Source organism: Pseudomonas sp. GW821-FHT05D12, assembly GCF_059419825.1.
In genome coordinates this window covers 93,565-116,406 of sequence record NZ_JBWKSN010000010.1, presented here as the reverse complement: position 1 = coordinate 116,406, position 22,842 = coordinate 93,565, and the positions used below count along the sequence as shown (strand labels likewise).

Genomic DNA, 22,842 nt, shown 5'->3' with positions numbered 1-22,842 from the left:
ATCAGGTATGCGCACGCACTCATTCAGCCCTCCTCGCGGGCATCGCCCATGGGAATCTTCAGGCGGGCCAGCCGATAGAGCAGCGTGCGGCGCGCGACGCCCAGCTCGCGAGCGGTACGCGTGCGATTGCCACGGTTCTTGTGCAGGCAGTCGATCAGGAATACGCGCTCCACCCTCTCCAGGCGTTGGCGCAACGTGGTGTCGACGGGCTCATCAGTGGGCACCGCTGACAAGGACAGGTGCTCCGGCAGGATCACGCCGTCGTCACAGAGCAGCACCGCGCGCTCCACCAGGCATTTAAGTTCGCGCACATTGCCGGGAAAACCATGCCTGGAGAGCTGATCCAGCGCAGCACTCGACCACTCCACGGGCGCGTGCCCCAGGGCAGTGCAGGCCTGTTGCGTGAAATCACGCGCCAGCAGCAGTACATCGCCATCGCGTTCACGCAGGGCCGGCAGTTCAATGGGAAATTGCGCCAGCCGGTAGTACAGGTCTTCGCGAAAGGTCCCTTGTGCGACCATCGCAGCGAGGTCTCGATGGGTCGCGGCAATGATGCGTACATCGACTTTATGCGCCGCTGTGGACCCCAATGGGCGAATTTCACCTTCCTGCAATACCCGCAACAGTTTGGCCTGCAGCGACAGCGGCATATCGCCGATCTCGTCCAGAAGCAAAGTGCCGCCGTGCGCCGTATCAAACAGCCCAGCGTGGTTGCGTTCGGCGCCTGTGAAGGCGCCCTTGCGGTAACCGAACAGTTCGCTTTCCAGCAGGCCTTCCGGAACGGCCGCGCAGTTTTGCACCACAAAAGCCTTGCTGCTGCGCGGCCCGGCGGCATGGATGGCGCGTGCCACCACCTCTTTGCCGGTACCGGTTTCGCCGCGCAGCAGCACCGTGTATGGGGTCCCCATCACCTTGGCGATCAGTCGACAGGTGGCATCCATGGCCGCGCTGTTGCCGATCAAGCCCAACGCCGCGCGAGGAACGGGCGCACAGTCCTGCGGCTGCGCGACACCTTGCGCAGTGCGCATCCGTCGCAGCAACGCCAGTTGCATCAAGGCAAAGCTCGCCAGATGGCCGAGGGAAACGCTGTAGTCCTGCAACGGTTTCGAGTGTTGGCTCGCACACAGCAATACGCCCGCGAGGGTCTTCTGCCGGTTGAACAGCGGCACGCACAACAATGAATGCCAAGGCGTCGCCATCGCGGGCAAGAACCCGGTGTCGTAGACGCTGGTCGGCAGGTCATCAATGCAAAGGCCCTTTCGCTGACTGAGCACATGCTGCAGCACTTGCTCACCCTGGGAGTCCGCGTTTAAAACCGGCTCGGCGGCCGGCAGTGCCGCAGGCAAATGCTCGGCAATCAGGCGCAGTCCGCCGGTTGTCTCGTCGCGCCAATACAATTGGCTGAGTTCGCACTGACTCAGTTGCGCGGCCGCCTCGACACACAGACCCGCCAACGTCGTCTCGTCGCCATCGATGCCCAGGCGCGCGAACCACGCCAGCAGCGCTTCGGCGTAAGCCACGGGATGGGTCAGCGGGTTCAAGCGGTCATCCGTCATTGGCTGAACTCGCAGCTGGGCTCGCCACGGCTGCCCAGGCCGGCATGCACCCGCGACAGGGGCTCGCCACTGGCCATGGCCTCCAGCAACCGATCCACCACCTGTGGCAGCAAGTGGATCTCGATCCATTGATCGATATACCGGGCACCGCTATCACCATGGGTACACCGCTCAGCCATGTGCGCCACCAGCTCAGGCGTGTAGCTGAAGGCGAGCTTGCGCAGTTGCAGCCTTTGCCCGAGGCGCTCCAACTTGAGCCGGGCCATTTCATGCAGCAGCTCACCGGTGAGCGGGTAGTACGGCACCACCCGCATCCGCGCCAGCAATGCAGGCTTGAAGTGGGCACGCAGCAGCGGTTCAAGCGCGTCTTGCAACACCTGCACATCCGGGCGCCGGCCATCCGCGCACAAGTCGCCGACGGCCTCACTGCCGAGGTTGGAGGTCATCAGGAACAACGTGTTGCGAAAATCCACCTCCCGCCCTTCGCCGTCATTGGCCAGCCCCTTGTCGAAAATCTGATAGAACAGGTTCAACACGTCCGGGTCGGCTTTCTCCACCTCATCGAGCAGCACCACTGAATACGGACGTTGACGCACGGCTTGCGTGAGCACCCCGCCCTCGCCATAGCCGATATAGCCAGGTGGTGCGCCAATCAGCCGCGACAGCGCATGTTTTTCCTGATACTCGGTCATGTTGAGGGTAGTGACGAAACGCTCGCCGCCGTACAGCAGGTCACCAAGGGCCAAGGCCGTCTCGGTCTTGCCCACGCCACTCGGGCCCACCAGCAGGAACACCCCGACGGGTGCGTCGACCTTGTTGAGCCCGGCGGCCACCGCGCGCAGGTTGCGATCAAGGGCCTGTACGGCTTGCTCCTGGCCAAGGAGGCGCGAACGCAACGCGTCGGCAAACCCCATAACCCGCTCATTGGTCTCAAGGGCCAGCTGTTCAACGGGGATGCCGGTCCAGGCGCTGATGACCTGCGCGACCAGGCGCGGGCACACGTGTTGCGCAGACGCTTGCCGCTCCAGCCACTGTTGCTCCAGCGGCTGCCGCTCACATTCCACTGCCGTCATGCGCAGGTTCAACGCCTGCAAGGCCTGTTCATCGACGACAAGCCCGGTGTCCCTGTCACGGCTCAACGCCTGGTGTTGCAGCGCACCTGCCGCCTGTTCGGCATACAGGCGTTGCAACACTTCGGGCGCGCTGTCCCGGCTGGTGCGCAGGCGTGCACAGGCGGTGTCCAGCACATCCACCGCCTTGTCCGGCAACTGACGCCCTGCCAGGTAACGGGCGCTCAACTGTGCAGCCGCAACGACGGCATCGTCACGAACGTAGACCCCATGGCTGCGCTCATACACCGGCACCAATCCGCGCAGGATCGAAACCGCCTGGTCGACACTCGGCTCACCGATGAGCACGGGCTGAAAACGCCGAGCCAGCGCTGGATCCTTTTCAAAGTACTGTTTGTATTCCCTCCACGTGGTCGCGGCGATGGTGCGCAACTCGCCACGCGCCAGGGCCGGCTTGAGCAGATTGGCCGCGTCCGAGGACCCGGCCTGGGCGCCCGCCCCGACCAACGTATGAGCCTCGTCGATAAACAGGATCACCGGTTGCGCCGACGCGTTGATCTCATCGATCACACCCTTGAGGCGCCGTTCGAACTCACCCTTGATACTGGCACCGGCCTGGAGCAAGCCCAGGTCCAGCGTCAGCACTCGTACACCCTTGAGAGGTTCGGGCACCTGCGAGCTGACCACACGCAAGGCGAGGCCCTCGACAACTGCGGTTTTCCCCACCCCGGCTTCGCCGACAAGAATCGGGTTGTTCTTGCGCCGGCGCACAAGGATGTCGATCAGTTGCCTGATCTCGGCATCGCGACACAACACCGGGTCGATACGCCCGTCCTGGGCCTGCCGCGTCAAGTCGTGGGTAAAGCGTTCCAGCAAGGATTCGCCATTCGGTGCGCAGGGACGCCGAGGTGCCTGGGCCATCAGAAAATCCTGCACACGCCGCGTGTCCAATCGGCTCAGCACCGCCTGATAGCCACTGCCTGCGTGCTCCAACGGATGGCGCAACAGCGCCAGCAACAGGGCGCCATGATCAACTTCGGTGTGTTTGAGCTCCAGTTGGGCAACCATCCAGGCTTGTTGCAGCCATTGCACAAGCGCCATGGCAAATACCGGGTTGCGTGACGCGCTCGACTCGCCCTTGGGTTGCAAGGTGGCTCGCAGCTCGCCGGCGTCGATCCCTGCATCCGCCAACGCTTGCATCAGAAGGCCTTCGTGATCGTCCAGCAAGGCCAACAGCAAGTCTTCCACCAGCACTTGCGTGCCGCCGCGAGCCACACAACGCTCGGCTGAACGGGCAAGGTCCTGGCGGGCTTGGGCGGTCAACGTCTGGATCAGGTGTTGCAGGTCCACATTCATCATGATGATTCATCCCTAATTAGCGTTGCTGGCCACAATGACCACACCGTCAGCGCATTCATGCGTCAGCCAGCTGGTCCAACCGAGGTGGCAAACGTTCTGTTCGCCCAGGTGCAATGGCCTTATCGATTCCTTGGCCAGCACCAGGCGCAGGTCATATTCCAGAGGGTCCCGTGCGGTCAGTCGCACCAATGAACACAACAATGGATAGTCCGTGCCCGTGGGTAAAAACCCGTGAAAGCGCTGCCAGTCGAGACCTTGCACGTGCACCCTGAACTTGCCGCTGCGATCGGCAACCCGACTTCCCAGCACTTGGTCCACACCCAGCACACTGTTGGCAGTACCCAGGCGATTTCGCTGTGAATCGGCAATCACCACCGTGCGTTCAACCCATTGCTCGATGTGCAAGCGACGGTGCTTGAAGTAGTAACGCAGTACCGTTTCGATCAAGGCTGCCGAATGCGCGCGCAGGCTGAGCAGGCCCAGGTAGGGCAGCAGCCGCTTGCAGTTCAATGGCACAGCGTTGCGGATCTGCGGCCCCCGCAAGCCGATCAAGGCAAACATCTGCTCGGAAAAAGCATCGCGCGCCCCCGCCTGGAAACACGCCCGATAGCGATATTTGCGCCAGATAGGCAGCATCAGCCGCTGCAGGCGATGGTGAAACAGGTCGAGAAACTCGCGCGTCGTGTTGCCCCCTACGCCATCGGCAAACGCCTGCTCGCCATAAAACGCAGGCAGTGGCGAACCGGCACCGCACAGGCCCAGCACGTTAAGGCGCAGCCGCGCTCGCAACAGGCCGCGCTCAACGAAAAACTCCACCCGGTCAATATCGTGACCGGGAAACCCCAGGCCCGGGTTGGCCTGAAACTCCAACTGGTCATACAGCGCGTCGTCATCCAAGGTCGGATGGGCAACACGCAGACGCTTGATCACCTGCAGAACCGCCTGGAACAGCGAGTACTCACGGATGACGCAGGACAGCGCCGTCAAAGCAGGGGTTGCTGGCCCATCCGGGGTGGCCATAGATACACGTCTCCTTGTGTGCTGATGACTCGTAGTTCGTGGAAGGCATTCAGGCTGGCGTAGAGTGCGAAGAACTCATTGAGTACCGACGCGAACACAAACACTTCGCCCTGGCCGAGAAAGCCTTGCGGATCGATCGTCAGGTCGATGCGTAACCCTCGAAACGGCAGGCCACGCTGCAATCGGTCGACGGCCACATGCCTGACGGAGTGCAATGCGCCCAGCCGTCTCTCGCTGACCTTCTGCGCTTGCCGGTCGTGGTAGCGCGGCAAGTCATAGGTTTCGAGGATGACCCTCAGGGCATTGATGTCGCTCAGTGACAGGTAGTTGAGCGACAGGTTGCTGATAAGCCGCCAGAGAAAGTCCTGGTCCAGGGGCGGTGAAAAACTCGCCGTCGGTGCACTGATATTCCGAAACGACAACCCTTGGGGTGTCTGCTCGCATGGCTGGTTGATCATCCCGATCTGAAGCAACCTGGGCAGGTTGTGGTTGGTACAGGTCAACTCGATAGACAGCGTTTCCTGATCGTGCTCCGGCGCCCTGTCGAACCCCAGCCAGGTATCGAGCCCGGCGTGCTGTGCAGATGGGCGTTGGCGGATGCTGTAGCTGGGTGACGCCTTGGATGCCTCGGTCGCGCCGTCATGCTCGAAGGACTCGAACGGTACGTAGGTCCGATACCCTTGCCCGCCGGGCTGCCAACCGGTGATGCTGTCCACGGAAAACACACAGGCGTGTTCGCGCGAATATTCCCCCGGAATCAGCAGGTACTCGTCCTGTTTGCCGTCCAGGCGGATGGGCACCGCGTCATGCTTGAACAGGTTGACGATTGGCGTGCAGTACAGCTTCACATTCTCCAACGTGGGGTGCCGGGGCCCATGGCACGGATTGCGCAGCTCGAAACGCATCACCACCCCACGCACCTGTCTGAGCTGCTCTGACGACAAGCTGCGCAGCGCATTCAGCCCACCGACGTCGACAAACAGGTATTTGTCAGGAAAGGCGAAGTACTCCTGCAAATGGCGATACCCGCGGAAGGTATTCATCGGGTAGGGAATCAACGCGTGCTCCTCGTTGAATCCCACCGGGCTCACCTGGTCGGCACCGAGCCGCAGCGCGAGCGCCTGGCCATCAACGCCGCAGACCGGCAAGCCATCGTGGCCGAAGGGCAACACCTCGATACCTTCGAGATGGCGCAACAGGTCCAGGTACAACCCTTGGCCGAGATAGCGATCGCCGGCCAGGTGCAGGCGCAATTGATCGAAGGTCCACTCACTGAAATTGCCTTCGGCACTCATCTCCAGGCGCAGGCTCAACCGGCCCTGCTGGCCCTGTAGGCTGTAGTCCACAGCGCTCAGTTGCAGCGGCAGGACCTGTGTGGCGTAACAGGTACGGAAGCGACAGCGCTCGCCGTTGATGGCCGCACTTTCCACCGGTGTATCCCGCGCAACACTCACACCCGGCCCCGCATGCTTCAACGGATCAAACTGCAGGATGCTGAAAGCAGGCATCGGCCGCATGTAGTTGGGCCACAACAGGTGCATGAGGGAATGGGTCAGCTCCGGCAACTCGTCGTCCAGTTTCTGCCGCAGGCGCCCCGTGAGAAACGCAAAGCCCTCCAGCAACCGCTCGACATCCGGATCCTGGCCGGGCTCGGCAAGAAACGGTGCGAGCGCCGGATTGCGTTCGGAGAAACGTCGCCCCAGTTGACGCAGCGCACTGAGCTCGCTCTGGTAATAGCGATTAAAGGACATCCGGCAAGACCTCGACCTGCCCGGCATCACGCAGCCGCGCGGTAAAAACCACTGGTTGCTTGCCCCCTGCGCCCGTCATCACCGCCTCAATGACAAATGCGAGTGCCAACGGGTCGTGATCCCGTGGCAGCGCGATGACCCGCACCTCCTTTAACCGCGGCTCATAAGCACGGATAAACCGCTCGATCAGCAGGCGCGACTGGCTCAATGACTCATGCAGGCTCTGGTTCATATCATTGAGGTCGGGCAACCCATAGTCCGCCAGTGTCAGAACGCTGCCCGCGCGGATGCTGAGCATTTTCCCCAGGTGGGCTGCTACAGACGTCACGCCGCAAACGGGCGCAGTTTCCGGGCGATCAAGGCGTTCGAACAGGCTTCGGTTGTGGGTCATCCCCTGCCCCCTGCTCATGCTTTATCGAGCTTGCCAACAAGCGACAGGGTGAAATCCGCCCCCATGTACTTGAAGTGCGGTCGCACGCTGAGGTTCACGCGATACCAGCCAGGCTCACCGTCGACGTCACTGACAACGATGCGTGCCGCCCGCAATGGACGTCGCCCACGCACTTCGGCACTGGGGTTTTCCTGGTCGGCGACGTACTGGCGAATCCACTTGTTGAGCTCCAGTTCCAGGTCGGTGCGCTCCTTCCACGAACCCAGTTGCTCACGCTGCAAGACCTTCAGGTAATGGGCCAGGCGGTTGACCACCATCATGTAGGGCAGTTGGGTACCCAGGCGATAATTCAGTTCGGCATCCTTGCCCTCGGCGCTGATGCCGAACTGCTTGGGTTTCTGCACCGAGCTGGCGGAGAAGAACGCGGCGTTGTCGCTGCCCTTGCGCATCGTCAGGGCAATGAAGCCCTCTTGCGCCAACTCGTATTCACGCCGGTCAGACACCAATACTTCGGTGGGAATCTTGGTTTCGATTTCACCCATGCTGTGGAAGTGATGCAACGGCAAGTCTTCCACGGCCCCTCCGCTTTGCGGCCCGATGATATTCGGGCACCAGCGAAAGCGCGCGAAGCTGTCGGTCAACCGGGTGGCGAAGGCATAGGCCGTATTGCCCCACAGATAGTGCTCGTGGCTGTTCACCACATTTTCCTGGTACGCGAAGGTCTTGACCGGGCATTCAAGGGGATCGTAAGGCGTGCGCAGCAGAAAGCGCGGCACCGTCAACCCGATGTAGCGCGAGTCTTCGCTCTGGCGAAAACTTTGCCATTTGGCAAACTGCGGACCTTCGAAATGGTCTTTGAGATCCTTGAGGTCAGGCAGGCCAGTGAAGCTTTCCAGGCCAAAAAAGCCCGGCCCGGCGGCAGCGATGAAAGGCGCGTGCGCCATGCAGGCCACACTTGAAGCGTATTGCATCAGCTTCACGTCGGGCGCACTGGGGGAAAGAAAGTAGTTGGCGATCACCGCGCCCACCGGTTGGCCACCAAACTGGCCGTATTCAGCGCTGTAGATGTGCTTGTACAACCCCGACTGGGTGACTTCCGGTGAGTCTTCGAAATCATCCAGCAGGTCCTGCCGCGAGACGTTCAGCAGTTCGATCTTGATGTTTTCACGGAAGTCGGTGCGTTCGACCAGTAACTGCAAGCCACGCCAGGCGGCTTCCAGCGCCTGAAAATCCGGGTGGTGCAGGATCTCGTCCATTTGCTGGCTGAGCTTCGTGTCGATCTCGGCGATCATGCGGTCGACCAAACGTTTCTTGACCGGCTCGCCGCTGTTCTGCGGCTTGATCAGTTCTTCGATAAACGCCGAGACGCCCCGCTTGGCAATCCCGTACGCTTCGTCGTCGGCGCCGAGCAAAGTCTGGGCAATGATGTTGTCGAGGATGCTGTATTCATCCACGGCGTGTGCAGGCGTCGCGTTCTGTTGGGTGGTCATGCTGTCAGTGTCCTTTTAACTGAGAATGTCAGGCGGTAGGGCCGTTCAGCCCTAGCTCTGCCAATACCCTTGCGCGGGAAACGTCATCGGCCAGAGCCTGCTCGATGGCTTTGCGAAAGCTCGGCGTATTGCCCAGCGGTCCCTTGAGCGCCATGAGTGCCTCACGCAACGCCATCAACTTGTGCAGCTGGGGAATCTGCTCCACCAGGTTCGCAGGGTTGAAATCCTTCATGGTGTTGATACGCACCTGGATGGCCAACTCGGCGGCGTCGTCGCCTTCCTGGAGCCGGTTGGGTACATTCAGCGTCAGGCTCAGTGCCTGCTTGGCCAGCACCTCGTCGAGCGTGTTCTTGTCGAGTGCGACGGGCTTGCGGTCTTCAAGCTTGCGCAGGTCTTCACGCTGGGTGAAATCACCGAGGACCAGCAGCTTGAGCGGCAGCTCAACCTCTTCCTGCGCCCCACCGATAGCTGGCTTGAAGGTGATATTGATACGTTCCTTGGGTGCTACCGAACCGTCTTTGGCCATGGTGCTGCTCCGTTTTCATGTGGCTCGAAAGCCTATTCAAGTACCGCTTCAAGATCGAAGAGGCACAGCCTGCGATGGGTGTCTTCCTTGCGCTCGCGCACGGCGTGATTTTGTGGCATCAGGTCGCAGCAGCGGTGCAGGAGCTGGGCCACCTGCAGTGCCAGCTGCGGCTCCCAGCGCTCAAGCGCCGACCGTTGCAACTCGTGATCGAGGTATTCGAGCTGGATCTTTGCCAGCTCATGCTTGCCCGCGTGTACACACACGCGGGCCTGTGCGAGACGCCAATGAAACCGGGCACGATCACTGTGGGCGCCGTGCATGCCCTGCTTGAACACAGGGATGACACTCTTGAGCCCGTCCTTGCGCAGCCTGGGCACCGCCTCCTGCAAGGCCTTCTCCCAAGGTTCGGCATCGACATCGGCCGCGACTGCCGGTGACTCAGGCCTGCGCAGGTGACGGGTTACCTGCAGCGCGATCCAATCGCGGGTTGCCGTGTCGGCGAACGGTGTGCCGTCGTGAAAGCGATACTCGGGCAGGTTGGGCAAGCGCTGCAGCAACAAGGCAAAAGACACTTCCAGCTCGGTCATGGCCTGATCCGCCTGCAGCGCCTCCAGGCATTGCCAGAGCCTATGCAGCCCGTCGAACCAGAACATGGCACCGGCGAGGCTGGCCTCAAGTTCGAGCATCAGGTCGGCGTGATGCCCTTGGGCAAAACGCTCCTGGAATCGTGTGAGTTTGTCGGGGGCCAGTCCGCGCAATGAGGTGACGTGCTGGTTGTCGGCGTCCGGATAACTGACCAGCGCCAGCCATGCCAAGGTTCGATTCAGGCGTAATGCCCGCAGGTCGGTGGCGCTCTGTCGCAACCACCAGGCACACAAGGGACGAGCTTGCTCCTGCAAGGTGCGCAACACTCTGTGCGCTTGTTTTTCGTTCTCCACCACCGCTTCGGGCTTCAGCAGTTGAGTGGTGGCCTGCTTGACCTGGGCAATCGCACCGCTCAACCCGGCAGCCTGCGGCTGATCGTGTGCAACGCGTTCCAATCGCTGCGTCAGTTGTCGGCGAATCGGCAGCAACAGCGGCGCGTCATCTCCCAGGTGTTCGGTCCACAGTTCATCGAGCCGCACCAACTGTTCGAGTACGCAGTGAAACAAGGGCTGCTGGCTCTGTACCGATACACTCTGCGCAAACAACGGCTCAAGCCGTAATACCAACCAACGCAGCGCTGCGCTCCGGGTGCGCAGCTTTGCGGGATACAGCGCCGCCCAGTGCTGCTCGCAGAGATAACGCAACAACCCGAGGCCGGCCAGCAACCCGGGGAAGGAGTCACGCTGATGCAATGCCCAGGTCAACCAGACGCCTACGCGCAGATCCTTGGACTGGCGACACAACAGCGACTCACTGATTTCGAGGACCTTGTGCCAATCGGGCTGGCCGCTGCCGTGCAGCGATTGCGCCTTCTCCAACTCGGTCTCGAGCGCGTCATACTCATTCGAAAAGCGCATGTCGCTGCCAGCAAAACTTGTTTGCGAGCACGGCATTTTCGCGACTTCAAGATAATGATCACACAACTTGTCCGAATAAGACATTGAGCACCGCGCACAACTACCAAAGACAGAAAAGGCCAACTAAGCACATTAAATTCGTGCATCAGAATGCCACCTGACCTTCGCTCGATTCGCAACGAAGTTCGCAAACCTTAGCCATGCATTGAACATCCAGCAAGCGAGGGAAGTGCACTTAAGGAATTTCCTACAACCCTTGTAAATTGAGGCGTGCGCAGCAGATTGCACAGGTAGACAAGCATCCAAGCCGTAACTTCCGCCCCTACCCCAAATGCGGCTTACACAAAGCCTATGAGCAACTAATTGCGCACTTATGCGCAAAGCTCATCACTTAACACCGCTTAAAAACACCCCCACTGACTCAATAGTTCGATCAAGAACCTGCCAGACCATTACTTTCATTGACCCTCGCACTTTCCGGCACGCTTCTTGTTAAGGGTATGTCTCCGACCGGCGCACTTGCCCGTTGGAACTACCTCATCAATCAGGCAAGGAAACCGTCATGCCAACACCCGCGTATCTTTCCATCACCGGCGTCAAGCAAGGTTTGATAACGGCAGGTACATTCACCCAGGACTCGGTAGGCAATATTTATCAGGAAGGCCACGAGGACCAGATTCTGGTGCAGGCCTTTTCTCATCAGGTGATCATTCCCCGTGATCCGCAGTCCGGCCAGCCAACGGGCCAGAGGGTCCACAAGCCCCTGATGATCAGCAAGGTGTTCGATAAGTCCTCGCCACTGCTGTTCAGCGCGTTGACCAGCGGCGAGGAGGTCAAGTGCCGGCTAGAATGGCTGCGCACGTCCTCGGCCGGCACCCAAGAGCATTACTTCACCATCGAGCTTGAAGGCGCGACCATCGTCGATATCCAGTCACGCATGCCCAATTGCCAGGACCCGGACAATGCCCACTTCACTCATCTTGAGGAGGTGTACTTCACCTATCGCAAGATCGTCTGGACGCACGAAGTCTCTGGCACGTCCGGATCGGATGACTGGCGCAGCCCGGTAGCGGGCTGAGGCAACTCGTGCCGCAACGGCAGCCAGGGACGGCGCCGTTGCGGCCAGGTGGCTAGACCATGGCCAACGGGTGCTTGCGCTTGGGGGCGCCGAACACGCGGTCGATGGCGTCAAGGTCATGCTCGTCCAGCACCAGCTTGGCCGCAGCGGCGTTGAGCCGTACGTGCTCAGGGGTGACCGCCTTGGGGATGGCGATCACGCCGTCCTGGCGCAACACCCAGGCCAGGGCGACCTGGGCGGGTGAGACCTCATGACGGCGCGCAATCTGCTTGAGGGTCGTGCTGGACAACAACGCTCCGCCTTGGGCAATCGGACAGTACGCCATCAACGGCAAGTGATGTTGTTGCCACCACGGCAGCAGGTCGAATTCGATACCACGCTCTTCGATGTTGTAGAGCACCTGGTTGGTCGCGCAGGCCGGGGATGCAAGTTCCTGCAGGTCGGCCACATCGAAATTGGAGACACCCCAGCGGCCGATCTTGCCCGCCTCGCGCAAACGTTCGAAGGCCTCGACGGTTTCTTCAAGCGGGTACTGGCCACGCCAGTGCAACAGATACAGATCGATATAGTCGGTACCCAGGCGCGCGAGACTGGCTTCGCACGCACGCGGGATACCCTTCTGGCTGGCATTGTGCGGGTAGACCTTGCTCACCAGGAACACCTGGTCACGCCGGCCGCGGATAGCCTCGCCGACCACCGTTTCGGCGCCGCCTTCGCCGTACATCTCGGCGGTATCGATCAGGGTCAGGCCCTCGTCGATGCCCAGTTGCAACGCCGCGACTTCAGCGCGGTGCTGGTCCGGATCCTCGCCCATGCGCCAGGTGCCCTGGCCGACGACAGGGACGGGAACGCCCGCCAGATCAATGGTACGCATGACAATCTCCTGATGAGTGTGCGGATTAACAGTGTGGCATTGGCCGGACAAAAGGGTTCAATCGAAGTATGGTTGCGCTCTGCCAAGTCGCCAGGAAGGACCAGCAATGCTGTTTGTCGTGATGCTCGGGGGCAAGCACCCCAGGGCGAAAATTGAAGTGCATGATGTGGTGTTCGCTGCGGCGGACACGCTGGAAGCCACCTATCCGCAACTGCGCGATGGCTGGTTCGGCAGCCCCAAGGGCGTGCATATCGATTCGTGGATGGCAGTGGATGGCGTCGACGGCTGGAAGGTCGAACTCAGCCACCTGGCTCCCGAGGCGGGAGCGCATCACCTGTATTTCATCAACCTCGGCGGTTATGAAGCCAACAGCTTCGGCGAGGCCCATCATTACCTGCTGGTAGTCGCGCGCAACAAACAGGACGCCACCCGCCAGGGCAAGCAGCAGATGCTGCGCCATTGGTCCCAGGCCCACACCGACGGCGTGCTGGATATCGACGACTGCCTGCCCATCGACCTCGTGGACGGCCGCTACCTGCACCTGGTGCAGGGCCCGCACCGGCCGATCATCCAGCGCAACGACTATATCGTCCTGCCCTGAATCCGGCGCCCTACCCGAACGGGGTATGGCGCCCTGCCCGCCACCTGCCTGACAGTGCCATCAGTCCCTTCGCCTGATAACAGCACAACACAAGGTGGGTCCCCATGCATAAAGCCTTTATCGCCCTGCTCAGCACCGTATTGCTGGCCTTGCCGGCCCTGAGCCAGGCCGCAGACGCCGCGGATAACACCCTGCGTATCTACAACTGGGCGGATTATATCGGCGAGACCACCCTGGCCGACTTCGAGAAGGCCACGGGGATCAAGGTGATCTACGACACCTACGATTCCTACGAAACCGTGCAGGGCAAGTTGCTCTCCGGACGTTCCGGTTATGACCTGGCCTTGCTCAACGCCTCGCTGGTGCCGCTGCTGATCCAGGGCAAGGTGTTCCAGCCACTGGACAAAACGCAACTGCCCGACTGGAAAAACCTCGACCCGTTGGTACTCAAGCACCTGGAAGCCCATGACCCGGGTGTCACCTATTCCGCGCCGTATACCTGGGGCAGCAATGGCGTGACCTATAACGTCGACATGATCAAGGCGCGCATGCCGGATGCGCCCATCGGTTCGCTGGCGATGATTTTCGATCCGAAGATCGTGTCGCGATTTGCCGACTGCGGCATCACCTTCATGGATTCGCCCACCGACATGATCCCGCTGGCCCTGACCTATCTGCACCTGGACCCGAACAGTGTCGCGCCCAAAGACCTCAAGGCGGCCCAGGCGGTGTTGATGGCCGTGCGACCGTACATTCGAAAATTCGACTCCAGCGGTTTCATCAACGGCCTGGCCAACGGCGATCTGTGCCTGGCCACCACCTGGTCCGGCGATTACGCCACCTCCCAGGCGCGCGCGACGGAGGCCGGGGCGAAGATCAACCTGGACTACTTCATTCCCCAGGAAGGCTCGCTGATCTGGTTCGATAACTTCTATATCCCGGCGGATGCGCCGCATGTCGCCAATGCCCACAAATTCATCGAATTTCTCCTGCAGCCCGCGACCATGGCCGGCGTGAGCAACACCATCCATTACGCCAACAGCAACCTGGCATCCAAGCCGCTGGTGAATGCCGATATCCGCGACAACCCGGCGATCTACCCCGACGCCGCGACCCTGCAGCGCCTGTTCACGCAAAAAAGCCAGCCACCGGCCGCCGTGCGCCTGATCACCCGTACCTGGAATGCCGTGAAGACCGGCAAGTGAAACCCAGCCATTGAAGGTAAATGCCATGACTCTGCCAAATCCTGCTTTCTTCGCCCAGTTCGACAATGCCAAGCTGGACGCCGCCGACAAAGCTCACTACATGCACGGTTTCCATATGTTCGACGAGCACCGTGAACAGGGCTCGCTGAATATTGCCGCCGGCGACGGGGCCTACATCTACGACACCCAGGGCAATCGATACCTGGATGCGGTCGGCGGCATGTGGTGTACGAATATCGGCCTGGGCCGCGAGGAAATGGCCGAGGCCATCGCCAATCAGGTGCGTCAGCTGGCTTATTCCAACCCGTTCTGCGACATGGCCAATGTCACCGCCATCGAGCTGTGCGCCAAGCTTGCCAGCCTGGCGCCCGGCGACCTCGACCATGTGTTTCTCACCACCGGCGGTTCAACGGCGGTGGACACCGCTTACCGGCTGGTGCAGTTCTACCAGAACAGCCGTGGCAAGCCGGCCAAGAAACACATCATTTCGCGTTTCAGCGCATACCACGGCAGCACGTTCCTGACCATGTCGATCGGCAACAAGGCCGCCGACCGCGCGCCGGAATTCGATTTCATGAGCGACCTGTTCCACCACATCGCCTGCCCCAATTACTACCGGGCGCCACAGGGGATGAGCGAGGCGGAGTTTCTCGACAGCCTGGTCAACGAGTTCGAAGACAAGATCCTTACCCTGGGCGCGGACAACGTCGCAGCGTTCTTTGCCGAGCCAATCATGGGGTCGGGTGGCGTGATCATTCCGCCCAAGGGCTACCACCGGCGCATGTGGGAAATCTGTCAGCGCTACGACTTGCTGTACGTGGCCGATGAGGTGGTGACGTCCTTCGGACGCCTCGGTGCGTTTTTTGCCTCCGAGGACGTGTTTGGCATGCAGCCGGACATCATCACCACCGCCAAGGGCCTGACCTCCGGCTACCTGCCATTGGGCGCGTGTATTTTCTCCGAGCGCATCTGGCAGGTGATCGGCGAGCCGGGCAAGGGCCGTTGCTTTACCCACGGTTTCACCTACAGCGGCCACCCGGTGAGTTGCGTGGCGGCGCTGAAGAATATCGAGATCATCGAGCGCGAAAACCTGCTGGCGCATGTGGAAGATGTCGGGGTTTATCTGGAGCAACGCCTGCAAACCCTGGTCGATTTGCCACTGGTAGGCGATATCCGCTGCCAGCGCCTGATGGCCTGCATCGAGTTTGTCGCCGACAAACGCACCAAGGCGCTGCTGCCGGACGCGGTCAATATCGGCGAAAAAATCCATCTTCGCGCCCAGGCCAAGGGCTTGTTGGTACGCCCCATCGGTCACTTGAATGTGATGTCACCGCCGCTGATCATCACCCATGCGCAGGTCGACGAGGTGGTCGAGACCCTGCGCCAATGCATCCTCGACACCGCCGCCGAACTGCGCCAGACGGGCGAGTACCAGGGCCAATGAACCTCAACGCCGAGCCTGTCTCGGCGTTTTTGCCTGGGGGTTGGCCTGCGGGTAGACTGGCCAGCATGACGACAGCCCCCGACCCGACCCTGCAGCAACTGGAAGCCTGGCACCGCGCCCTGGCCCAGGCACTGATCCATGTGGACGAGGCGTGCTTCCTCGAACACCTGGCCAGCGCGCTGTGTGTGCTCACGCCCATCGAATCGATGATGATCAGCCTGGAGCGCCAGGGCCTGGCCCCGCATCTGCTCTATCAGCAGGGTATTCCCCGCGCCTATCAGGACGAAATCATCCACCGCTACTTCTCGCGCGGCTACCTGCTGGACCCGTTCTGCCTGGCAGTCGACAAGGGCCTGGCCGAGGGTTTCTATCACTTGGCCCAGATCGCCCCGGACGATTTTTTCAACAGCGAGTACTACAAGACCTACTACCTGCGCAGCGGCGGTGCCCAGGAGAGTTACTACATTGTTGACCTGGGGCCGCAGAGCAAGATCTCGCTGTGCATGTTCCAGGGCCTCAGCGCCGGGCAGTTCAGCGACGCGCAACTGGCGTTGCAGCAGGCCACCCAGGCCATGGTCCGCGAATTGCTGCGCCGCTTTGGCACCACCGGGGGCCTGGCCAAGGTGATCCGTGATGAAGGGTTTACCCAGACCCAGGCGCACCAGCAAATCGAGGCGGCGTTCATGGGGTTTGCCAGTGGCGTGCTGACCGTGCGCGAGCGCGAGATCGCGCACTTGATCCTGCGCGGCCACTCGGTGAAATCCACGGCCCAGGTGCTGGGGATCTCGCCGGAAACCGTGCGCATGCACCGCAAGAACCTGTACACCAAGCTCGCGATCAATTCCCAGGCCGAGCTGTTTGCGTTGTTTATCGAATGGTTGACCCGCAGCGGCGCCATGGCCCGCGCGTGAGCCACTGGGCATTTACCGGGAACTTTGCCAGGAAATAACCGCCTGAATCCGGTACGCTCACCGTTTTTACTCAAGGAGTTAATCCCCATGGCCAAAGCCACCGCCCGTCACATCCTCGTTTCCACTGAAGACAAGTGCAACGAACTCAAGGCCCAAATCGAAGGCGGCGCTGATTTCGCAGAAGTTGCCAAAGCCAACTCCAGCTGCCCATCCAGCCGCCAAGGCGGTGACTTGGGTTCGTTCGGTCCAGGCCAGATGGTCAAGGAATTCGACAGCGTCGTGTTCAGCGCCCCGGTCAACACCGTGCAAGGCCCGGTGAAAACCCAGTTTGGCTACCACCTGCTGGAAGTGACCAGCCGCCAGGACTGATCCAGTCTGCGCTGATGCTATAAACAACGGCCCGCCTTTTGGTGGGCCGTTGTGCATGTGGTGACTGGCGACGTTGATGCCGTTAGCGTACAAATCCCTAATCTTCTTCACCCGGCGTTCAAGGCTGACAATGCGATTGGCTTTTTCATCTCTGCTGAGTTCCACCCTGGCCTTGCTGATGGCCAGCACGGCCGTGATCGCGGCCCCGCAAACCTACCTGACGGTGTACGGCGAACCGGCCAAATATGCTGCCGGCTTTACCCATTTCGACTACGCCAATCCGAATGCGCCCAAGGGCGGCACGCTGCGGCGCTCGGCCCTGGAAATCGGGCGTTTCGACCACGTGTTGCCGTATATCGACAAAGGCATCGGCGTGTCCCAGGTCGACGGCTGGCTGTATGCCCCCCTCGCCCAGCGTTCCTTGGATGAACCCTACACGGTGTATGGCCTGGTGGCCGAGAAGATGGAACGCGCCGACGACGGCCTGTCGCTGCGTTTCTACCTCAACCCCAAGGCGCGTTTTGCCGATGGCAAGCCGATCACCGCCGAAGACGTGCGCTACAGCTTCGACCTGCTGATGACCCAGGGCAGCCTGCGCTTTCGCACACTGTTCGCCGACGTCAAGCACGTCGAGGTCGAAGGCCCGCGCCAGGTGCGCTTCGATTTTTCCAGCAACGAGAACCGCACCCTGCCGCTGGATATCGCCACCCTGCCGGTGTTCCCCGAGCACTGGTGGAAAACCCGCGACTTCGCCAACGGCGGCGGCTACGAAGCCCCGCTGGGCAGCGGCCCGTACAAGGTCAGCAAGATCGATTCGGGCAACACCATCACCTTTACCCGCGACCCGGACTGGTGGGGCAAGGACCTGCCCGTCAGCCGTGGCCTGTACAACTTCGATCACCTGAGCCTGGAATACTTCGGCGACACCGAGGTGGCCCGCCAGGTACTGCGCGGCGGCGCCTACGATTTCAACCGTGAATTCTCCGCCACCGGTTACTCCATCGGCTACAACGGCCCGGCACTCGACGATGGCCGCCTGCAACGCGCGCACTTGGCCAAAGCGATGTCGCAGCCGTCCCAGGGTTATGTGTTCAACGTGCAAAAACCGATGTTCAAGGACCGCCGTGTGCGCCAGGCGCTGGCGATGCTGTGGGATTTCGAATGGGCCAACCGGCAGATGATGCGCAATATGTACATCCGCCAGCAGAGCTACTTCTCCAACAGCCCATTGGCCGCAACCCAGTTGCCGACCCCGGAGGAACTGGCAATTCTGGAGCCCTTGCGCGGCCAGGTGCCGGACGAGGTGTTCACCCAGGTGTTCAAGGCGCCGGTCACCGACGGCAGCGGCATGATCCGCGACAAGCAACTGCAAGCCCTGGCCCTGCTTGAAGAGGCCGGTTGGAAACCGCAGGGCGACAAGCTGGTCAACGCCGCGGGCGAGCCACTGGAATTCACCTTCCTGAATGCCCAGAACGGCGTCGAGCGTTTGCTGTTGCCGTATAAACGCAACCTCGCGCAGATCGGCATCACCTTGAATATTCGCCGCATCGACTCCTCGCAGTACGTGAACCGGCTGATGGCGCGCGACTACGACATGATCGTGACCGGCTTCCCGGTGACGACGTCGCCCGGCATGGAGCTGTACAACTACTTCGGTTCGGCGGCCGCGTTTGATTCGGGCGCCAACAACTACATGGTGCTCAAGGACCCGGCCGTCGACACGCTGATCAAGGGCCTGGTCAAGGCTGATACCCAGGCGCAGATGCTCAACTACGCCCATGCCCTGGACCGCGTGCTGCAATGGAATTACCTGTGGATCCCCAATTACTACCCGCCCGGCACGTCCGCCGCGTGGTGGAACCGGTTCGGTCGCCCGGCCATCGAGGCGCAGAACGACGAGGCCCTGGAAACCTGGTGGGAGATCAGCCCGACGCCGCTGACCAATGAGCAAATGGACGCCGAGCTGAAAAAACGCGGAGGGACGCGCTGATGTTTGCCTATATCGTGCGGCGCCTGCTGCTGATCATCCCGACGCTGGTGATTATCCTGCTGGTCAATTTCGTCATCGTGCAGGCCGCGCCAGGCGGCCCGGTGGAACAAGCCATCGCCCACCTGCAAGGCATCGGCGGCGGCGCAATCGGCGGTTCATCCGGCGAGGGCATCAGCAGCGGCTCCCGCGCCAGCCGTGGCCTGGACCCGAAACTGATCAAGGACATCGAAAAACAGTACGGCTTCGACAAGCCCGCGCCGGAACGCCTGTGGCTGATGCTCAAGAGCTACGCCAAGCTGGATTTCGGCAACAGTTTCTTTCGCGGCGCCACGGTAACCGACCTGATCCTGGAGAAAATGCCAGTCACCGTATCTCTCGGCCTGTGGGCCACGCTGATCACCTACCTGGTATCGATCCCCCTGGGAATTCGCAAGGCGGTGCGCCATGGCAGCAGCTTTGATGTGTGGAGCAGCACCGCCATCGTGATCGGTTATGCGATGCCGGCGTTCCTGTTCGCAATGTTCCTGATCGTGGTGTTCGCCGGCGGCACGTCGCTGAACTGGTTCCCGGTACGCGGGCTGGTCTCGGAGAATTTCGAAGAGCTGAGCACCGTGGGCAAGATTGCCGATTATTTCTGGCACCTGGTGCTGCCAGTGTCTGCATTGGTGATCGGCGGGTTCGCGACCCTGACCATCCTCACGAAGAATTCGTTTCTCAATGAAATCACGCGTCAATACGTGGTGACCGCGCGCGCCAAGGGCTTGAGCGAACGGCGAGTGCTGTACGGCCATGTGTTCCGCAATGCCATGCTGCTGGTGATTTCGGGGATTCCCCAGGCGTTTATCAGCGTGTTTTTTGCCGGTTCGCTGCTGATCGAGGTGATCTTCTCCCTCGATGGGCTCGGGCGCATGAGCTACGAAGCCGCCGTGTCGCGTGACTACCCGGTGGTGTTTGGCTCGCTGTTTATCTTCACCTTGTTTGGCCTGCTGATAAAACTCATCGGCGACCTCTGCTACACACTGGTGGACCCGCGTATCGACTTTGCCGCGAGGAACGCCTGATGCTTAATCTGTCTCCGGTGGCCCGTCGGCGTTTCGAACGCTTCAAGAAGAACCGTCGCGGCTGGTGGTCGCTGTGGCTGTTCATCGGCCTGTTCATCCTGACCCTGGGCGGCGAGTTGATCGCCAATGACAAGCCCCTGGTGCTCAGCTTCAAGAACGAACTGTATTTCCCGGTGTTCAAGCGCTACACCGAACAGCAGTTCGGCGGGCAACTGCCGTTCCAGGCCGATTACCGCAGTGACTACGTGCAACAGCTGATCAAGCAGGACGGTGGCTGGATGCTGTTCCCGCCGATTGCGTTCAGCGAGGACACCCCCAACTACGAACTGACCCGCCCTGCCCCCAGCCCGCCCTCGGCGGTGAACTGGCTGGGCACCGACGATCAGTCGCGGGACGTGCTGGCGCGGGTGATCTTCGGCGCGCGGGTGTCGATCCTGTTTGCCCTGGCGCTCACCGCGATCAGTGCCACCATCGGCATCGCCGCCGGTGCATTGCAGGGTTACTACGGCGGCTGGGTGGATTTGCTTGGCCAGCGCATCCTGGAGGTGTGGTCCGGGCTGCCGGTGCTGTATCTGCTGATCATCCTGTCGGGCTTTGTCGAGCCCAACTTCTGGTGGCTGCTGGGGATCATGGCGCTGTTCTCCTGGCTGGCCCTGGTGGACGTGGTGCGCGCCGAGTTCCTGCGCGGCCGCAACCTGGAGTACGTCAAGGCGGCGCGGGCCTTGGGCTTGGGCGACGGCAAGATCATTCGCCGGCATATCCTGCCCAACGCCATGACCGCCACCTTGAGCTACCTGCCGTTTATTCTGACCGGGGCGATTTCGACCTTGAGCGCCCTGGATTTCCTCGGCTTCGGCATGCCGGCGGGCAGCGCGTCGCTGGGGGAACTGATCGCCCAGGGCAAGCAGAACCTGCAGGCGCCCTGGCTGGGCCTGACTGCGTTTTTCACCTTGGCGCTGATCCTGTCGCTGCTGGTCTTTATCGGCGAGGCGTTGCGTGACGCCTTCGACCCCCGCTCATGAGTAACTGCGTATGAACCTGATCGAGATCCGCGACCTCAGCGTCGCCTTCAGCGGCCAGACCGTGGTACGCAACCTGTGCCTGGATGTGCGCCCCGGCGAGTGCCTGGCGCTGGTGGGCGAGTCCGGCTCGGGCAAGTCGGTGACGGCCCATTCGATCCTGCAATTGCTGCCCGAGGTCGGTACTGCAACCACCGGCTCGGTGAAGTATCGCGGACAGGAACTGGTCGGCGCCTCGGCCGCCACCCTGCAGAAATTGCGTGGCAACCGCATTGCGATGATTTTCCAGGAGCCGATGACCTCGCTGAATCCGCTGCACAGCATCGAAAAGCAGATAGGCGAAACCTTGCTGTTGCACAAGGGCCTGGGCGGCAAGGCGGCGCAGGCGCGCATTCTGGAGTTGCTCGAGCTGGTCGGGATCCAGAAACCCCAGGAGCGTCTCAAGGCTTACCCGCATCAGCTCTCCGGCGGCCAGCGCCAGCGGGTGATGATCGCCATGGCCCTGGCCTGCGAGCCAGAGTTGCTGATCGCCGACGAGCCCACCACCGCCCTCGACGTTACCGTGCAGCGCAAGATCCTGCTGCTGCTCAAGTCGTTGCAGCAGCGCCTGGGCATGTCGCTGCTGCTGATCAGTCACGACCTCAACCTGGTGCGCAGCATTGCCCAGCGCGTCTGCGTGATGCGCGCCGGAGAAATCGTCGAGCAGGCCGACTGCCAGACCTTGTTCACCGCACCGCAGCACCCTTACAGCCGCCTGCTGCTGGATGCGGAGCCGGCCGGCGAACCGCTGTGCAGCGATGCGCGCGAAACGGTGTTGCAGGTCGACGACCTGAGCGTGCAATTCCCCCTCACGGGCGGGCTGTTGCGGCGCAAGACTTACCTGCGTGCAGTGGACGGTATCAGCCTCAGCGTGCAGCGCGGCAAGACCCTGGGGATTGTCGGCGAGTCGGGCTCGGGCAAATCCACGCTCGGCCAGGCGATTCTGCGCCTGCTGGATTCCACCGGCAGCATCCGCTTCCAGGGGGCCGCCCTCGATCCGCTCAACCACCAGCAGATGCGCCCGTGGCGCAAGCAGATGCAGGTGGTGTTCCAGGACCCTTACGGCAGCCTCAGCCCACGCATGTCGGTGCAGCAGATCATCAGCGAAGGCCTGGAAGTGCATGCGCCGTGCAGCCTGGCCGAGCGTGACGCGCAAGTGATCCAGGTGCTCAAGGACGTCGGCCTCGACCCTGCCAGCCGGCACCGCTACCCGCATGAGTTCTCCGGCGGGCAGCGCCAACGCATTGCCATTGCCCGCGCGCTGGTGCTCAAGCCGGCGCTGATGCTGCTCGACGAGCCGACCTCCGCGCTCGATCGTACGGTGCAGAAACAAGTGGTCGCGCTGCTGCGCGAACTGCAGGAAAAGTATGGCCTGACCTACCTGTTCATCAGCCATGACCTGGCCGTGGTGCGCGCCATGGCGCATGACATGATCGTGGTGAAGGACGGCAAGGTGGTGGAGCGTGGCGCGAGCCATGCGGTTTTCGACGCGCCGCAGCATCCCTACACCAAAGAGCTGCTGGCGGCGGCGCATATTCCCTTGTAAAACGCGCCTCCTGTGGGAGGGGCTCGCTCGCGAAAGCGCT

Annotated in this window: 19 protein-coding genes; 10 read left to right on the top strand and 9 right to left on the bottom strand. The window is 61.5% G+C overall.

Annotation, left to right across the window (positions count from 1 at the left end; genetic code table 11):
* Nucleotides 1-23 precede the first annotated feature (23 nt).
* Genes AC07SI_RS19645 through tssA form a run of 8 tightly spaced genes read right to left on the bottom strand, consistent with a single transcriptional unit; the run spans nucleotide 24 to nucleotide 10,749 of the window.
* Entirely contained in the window at nucleotides 24-1,556 is a 1,533-nt protein-coding gene (locus AC07SI_RS19645; protein ID WP_495006321.1) for a sigma-54-dependent Fis family transcriptional regulator, read from the bottom strand.
* Nucleotides 1,553-3,985: an AAA family ATPase gene (locus AC07SI_RS19640; protein WP_495006320.1), complete on the bottom strand. Its 2,433-nt coding sequence runs from the start codon at nucleotides 3,983-3,985 to the stop codon at nucleotides 1,553-1,555. Before AC07SI_RS19640 ends, AC07SI_RS19645 begins: the two co-directional genes overlap by 4 nt.
* 12 nt (nucleotides 3,986-3,997) lie before the next feature.
* Complete coding sequence (gene tssG, locus AC07SI_RS19635) at nucleotides 3,998-5,005, bottom strand: type VI secretion system baseplate subunit TssG (RefSeq protein WP_495006319.1); 1,008 nt, start codon at nucleotides 5,003-5,005, stop codon at nucleotides 3,998-4,000.
* The gene (gene tssF, locus AC07SI_RS19630; protein ID WP_495006318.1) at nucleotides 4,969-6,756 is read right to left on the bottom strand and encodes a type VI secretion system baseplate subunit TssF; all 1,788 of its coding nucleotides are present in this window, start codon (nucleotides 6,754-6,756) and stop codon (nucleotides 4,969-4,971) included. The genes tssG and tssF overlap by 37 nt, the downstream gene beginning before the upstream one ends.
* The gene (gene tssE / locus AC07SI_RS19625) at nucleotides 6,746-7,147 is read right to left on the bottom strand and encodes a type VI secretion system baseplate subunit TssE (RefSeq protein WP_495006317.1); all 402 of its coding nucleotides are present in this window, start codon (nucleotides 7,145-7,147) and stop codon (nucleotides 6,746-6,748) included. The genes tssF and tssE overlap by 11 nt, the downstream gene beginning before the upstream one ends.
* Nucleotides 7,148-7,161: 14 nt before the next feature.
* Nucleotides 7,162-8,637: a type VI secretion system contractile sheath large subunit gene (gene tssC / locus AC07SI_RS19620; protein WP_106803592.1), complete on the bottom strand. Its 1,476-nt coding sequence runs from the start codon at nucleotides 8,635-8,637 to the stop codon at nucleotides 7,162-7,164.
* Nucleotides 8,638-8,665: 28 nt separating this feature from the next.
* Nucleotides 8,666-9,163: a type VI secretion system contractile sheath small subunit gene (tssB, locus tag AC07SI_RS19615; RefSeq protein ID WP_495006316.1), complete on the bottom strand. Its 498-nt coding sequence runs from the start codon at nucleotides 9,161-9,163 to the stop codon at nucleotides 8,666-8,668.
* A 32-nt stretch (nucleotides 9,164-9,195) separates the two neighbouring features.
* The gene (tssA, locus tag AC07SI_RS19610) at nucleotides 9,196-10,749 is read right to left on the bottom strand and encodes a type VI secretion system protein TssA (protein ID WP_495006315.1); all 1,554 of its coding nucleotides are present in this window, start codon (nucleotides 10,747-10,749) and stop codon (nucleotides 9,196-9,198) included.
* Between the two features lie 478 nt (nucleotides 10,750-11,227).
* On the opposite strand from tssA, the gene AC07SI_RS19605 reads away from it, so the two are divergent.
* Complete coding sequence (locus tag AC07SI_RS19605; protein WP_106803590.1) at nucleotides 11,228-11,743, top strand: Hcp family type VI secretion system effector; 516 nt, start codon at nucleotides 11,228-11,230, stop codon at nucleotides 11,741-11,743.
* 52 nt (nucleotides 11,744-11,795) lie between these two features.
* On the opposite strand, the gene AC07SI_RS19600 is transcribed toward AC07SI_RS19605, so the two are convergent.
* Nucleotides 11,796-12,617, bottom strand: a complete 822-nt coding sequence (locus AC07SI_RS19600) for an aldo/keto reductase (protein ID WP_495006314.1) — start codon at nucleotides 12,615-12,617, stop codon at nucleotides 11,796-11,798.
* Nucleotides 12,618-12,723: 106 nt separating this feature from the next.
* Between AC07SI_RS19600 and AC07SI_RS19595 the strand changes: the two genes are divergently transcribed.
* From AC07SI_RS19595 to AC07SI_RS19555, 9 genes are all read left to right on the top strand, one after another.
* Nucleotides 12,724-13,218, top strand: coding sequence for a DUF1543 domain-containing protein (locus tag AC07SI_RS19595; RefSeq protein WP_065907782.1), 495 nt, complete (start codon nucleotides 12,724-12,726; stop codon nucleotides 13,216-13,218).
* A 104-nt stretch (nucleotides 13,219-13,322) separates the two neighbouring features.
* Nucleotides 13,323-14,423 (top strand): polyamine ABC transporter substrate-binding protein, encoded by a 1,101-nt coding sequence (locus AC07SI_RS19590; RefSeq protein WP_106803588.1) that lies wholly within the window; start codon nucleotides 13,323-13,325, stop codon nucleotides 14,421-14,423.
* Between the two features lie 25 nt (nucleotides 14,424-14,448).
* Nucleotides 14,449-15,867 (top strand): aminotransferase, encoded by a 1,419-nt coding sequence (locus AC07SI_RS19585; protein WP_106803587.1) that lies wholly within the window; start codon nucleotides 14,449-14,451, stop codon nucleotides 15,865-15,867.
* A gap of 65 nt (nucleotides 15,868-15,932) precedes the next feature.
* A complete protein-coding gene (locus AC07SI_RS19580) occupies nucleotides 15,933-16,778 on the top strand; it encodes a helix-turn-helix domain-containing protein (protein ID WP_065907777.1) in 846 nt (281 codons plus the stop codon).
* Nucleotides 16,779-16,865: 87 nt separating this feature from the next.
* Complete coding sequence (locus AC07SI_RS19575; protein WP_065887453.1) at nucleotides 16,866-17,147, top strand: peptidylprolyl isomerase; 282 nt, start codon at nucleotides 16,866-16,868, stop codon at nucleotides 17,145-17,147.
* 130 nt (nucleotides 17,148-17,277) lie between these two features.
* Nucleotides 17,278-19,137: an extracellular solute-binding protein gene (locus AC07SI_RS19570; RefSeq protein ID WP_282396927.1), complete on the top strand. Its 1,860-nt coding sequence runs from the start codon at nucleotides 17,278-17,280 to the stop codon at nucleotides 19,135-19,137.
* Nucleotides 19,137-20,198 (top strand): microcin C ABC transporter permease YejB, encoded by a 1,062-nt coding sequence (locus AC07SI_RS19565; RefSeq protein ID WP_106803584.1) that lies wholly within the window; start codon nucleotides 19,137-19,139, stop codon nucleotides 20,196-20,198. The genes AC07SI_RS19570 and AC07SI_RS19565 overlap by 1 nt, the downstream gene beginning before the upstream one ends.
* Nucleotides 20,198-21,220, top strand: coding sequence for an ABC transporter permease (locus AC07SI_RS19560; RefSeq protein WP_495006313.1), 1,023 nt, complete (start codon nucleotides 20,198-20,200; stop codon nucleotides 21,218-21,220). The genes AC07SI_RS19565 and AC07SI_RS19560 overlap by 1 nt, the downstream gene beginning before the upstream one ends.
* 10 nt (nucleotides 21,221-21,230) lie before the next feature.
* Entirely contained in the window at nucleotides 21,231-22,802 is a 1,572-nt protein-coding gene (locus AC07SI_RS19555; RefSeq protein WP_495006312.1) for an ABC transporter ATP-binding protein, read from the top strand.
* Nucleotides 22,803-22,842: the final 40 nt, after the last annotated feature.

Excerpts from the sequence above, each read along its gene's own strand:
- AC07SI_RS19590 (WP_106803588.1), top strand. The coding sequence starts at position 13,323 with ATGCATAAAGCCTTTATCGCCCTGCTCAGCACCGTATTGCTGGCCTTG.
- AC07SI_RS19645 (WP_495006321.1), bottom strand. The coding sequence starts at position 1,556 with ATGACGGATGACCGCTTGAACCCGCTGACCCATCCCGTGGCTTACGCC.
- AC07SI_RS19565 (WP_106803584.1), top strand. The coding sequence starts at position 19,137 with ATGTTTGCCTATATCGTGCGGCGCCTGCTGCTGATCATCCCGACGCTG.
- AC07SI_RS19570 (WP_282396927.1), top strand. The coding sequence starts at position 17,278 with ATGCGATTGGCTTTTTCATCTCTGCTGAGTTCCACCCTGGCCTTGCTG.
- tssC (WP_106803592.1), bottom strand. The coding sequence starts at position 8,637 with ATGACCACCCAACAGAACGCGACGCCTGCACACGCCGTGGATGAATAC.
- AC07SI_RS19575 (WP_065887453.1), top strand. The coding sequence starts at position 16,866 with ATGGCCAAAGCCACCGCCCGTCACATCCTCGTTTCCACTGAAGACAAG.
- AC07SI_RS19580 (WP_065907777.1), top strand. The coding sequence starts at position 15,933 with ATGACGACAGCCCCCGACCCGACCCTGCAGCAACTGGAAGCCTGGCAC.
- tssF (WP_495006318.1), bottom strand. The coding sequence starts at position 6,756 with ATGTCCTTTAATCGCTATTACCAGAGCGAGCTCAGTGCGCTGCGTCAA.
- tssE (WP_495006317.1), bottom strand. The coding sequence starts at position 7,147 with ATGACCCACAACCGAAGCCTGTTCGAACGCCTTGATCGCCCGGAAACT.
- tssB (WP_495006316.1), bottom strand. The coding sequence starts at position 9,163 with ATGGCCAAAGACGGTTCGGTAGCACCCAAGGAACGTATCAATATCACC.
- AC07SI_RS19600 (WP_495006314.1), bottom strand. The coding sequence starts at position 12,617 with ATGCGTACCATTGATCTGGCGGGCGTTCCCGTCCCTGTCGTCGGCCAG.
- tssA (WP_495006315.1), bottom strand. The coding sequence starts at position 10,749 with ATGTCTTATTCGGACAAGTTGTGTGATCATTATCTTGAAGTCGCGAAA.
- AC07SI_RS19605 (WP_106803590.1), top strand. The coding sequence starts at position 11,228 with ATGCCAACACCCGCGTATCTTTCCATCACCGGCGTCAAGCAAGGTTTG.
- AC07SI_RS19595 (WP_065907782.1), top strand. The coding sequence starts at position 12,724 with ATGCTGTTTGTCGTGATGCTCGGGGGCAAGCACCCCAGGGCGAAAATT.
- AC07SI_RS19640 (WP_495006320.1), bottom strand. The coding sequence starts at position 3,985 with ATGATGAATGTGGACCTGCAACACCTGATCCAGACGTTGACCGCCCAA.
- AC07SI_RS19555 (WP_495006312.1), top strand. The coding sequence starts at position 21,231 with ATGAACCTGATCGAGATCCGCGACCTCAGCGTCGCCTTCAGCGGCCAG.
- tssG (WP_495006319.1), bottom strand. The coding sequence starts at position 5,005 with ATGGCCACCCCGGATGGGCCAGCAACCCCTGCTTTGACGGCGCTGTCC.
- AC07SI_RS19560 (WP_495006313.1), top strand. The coding sequence starts at position 20,198 with ATGCTTAATCTGTCTCCGGTGGCCCGTCGGCGTTTCGAACGCTTCAAG.
- AC07SI_RS19585 (WP_106803587.1), top strand. The coding sequence starts at position 14,449 with ATGACTCTGCCAAATCCTGCTTTCTTCGCCCAGTTCGACAATGCCAAG.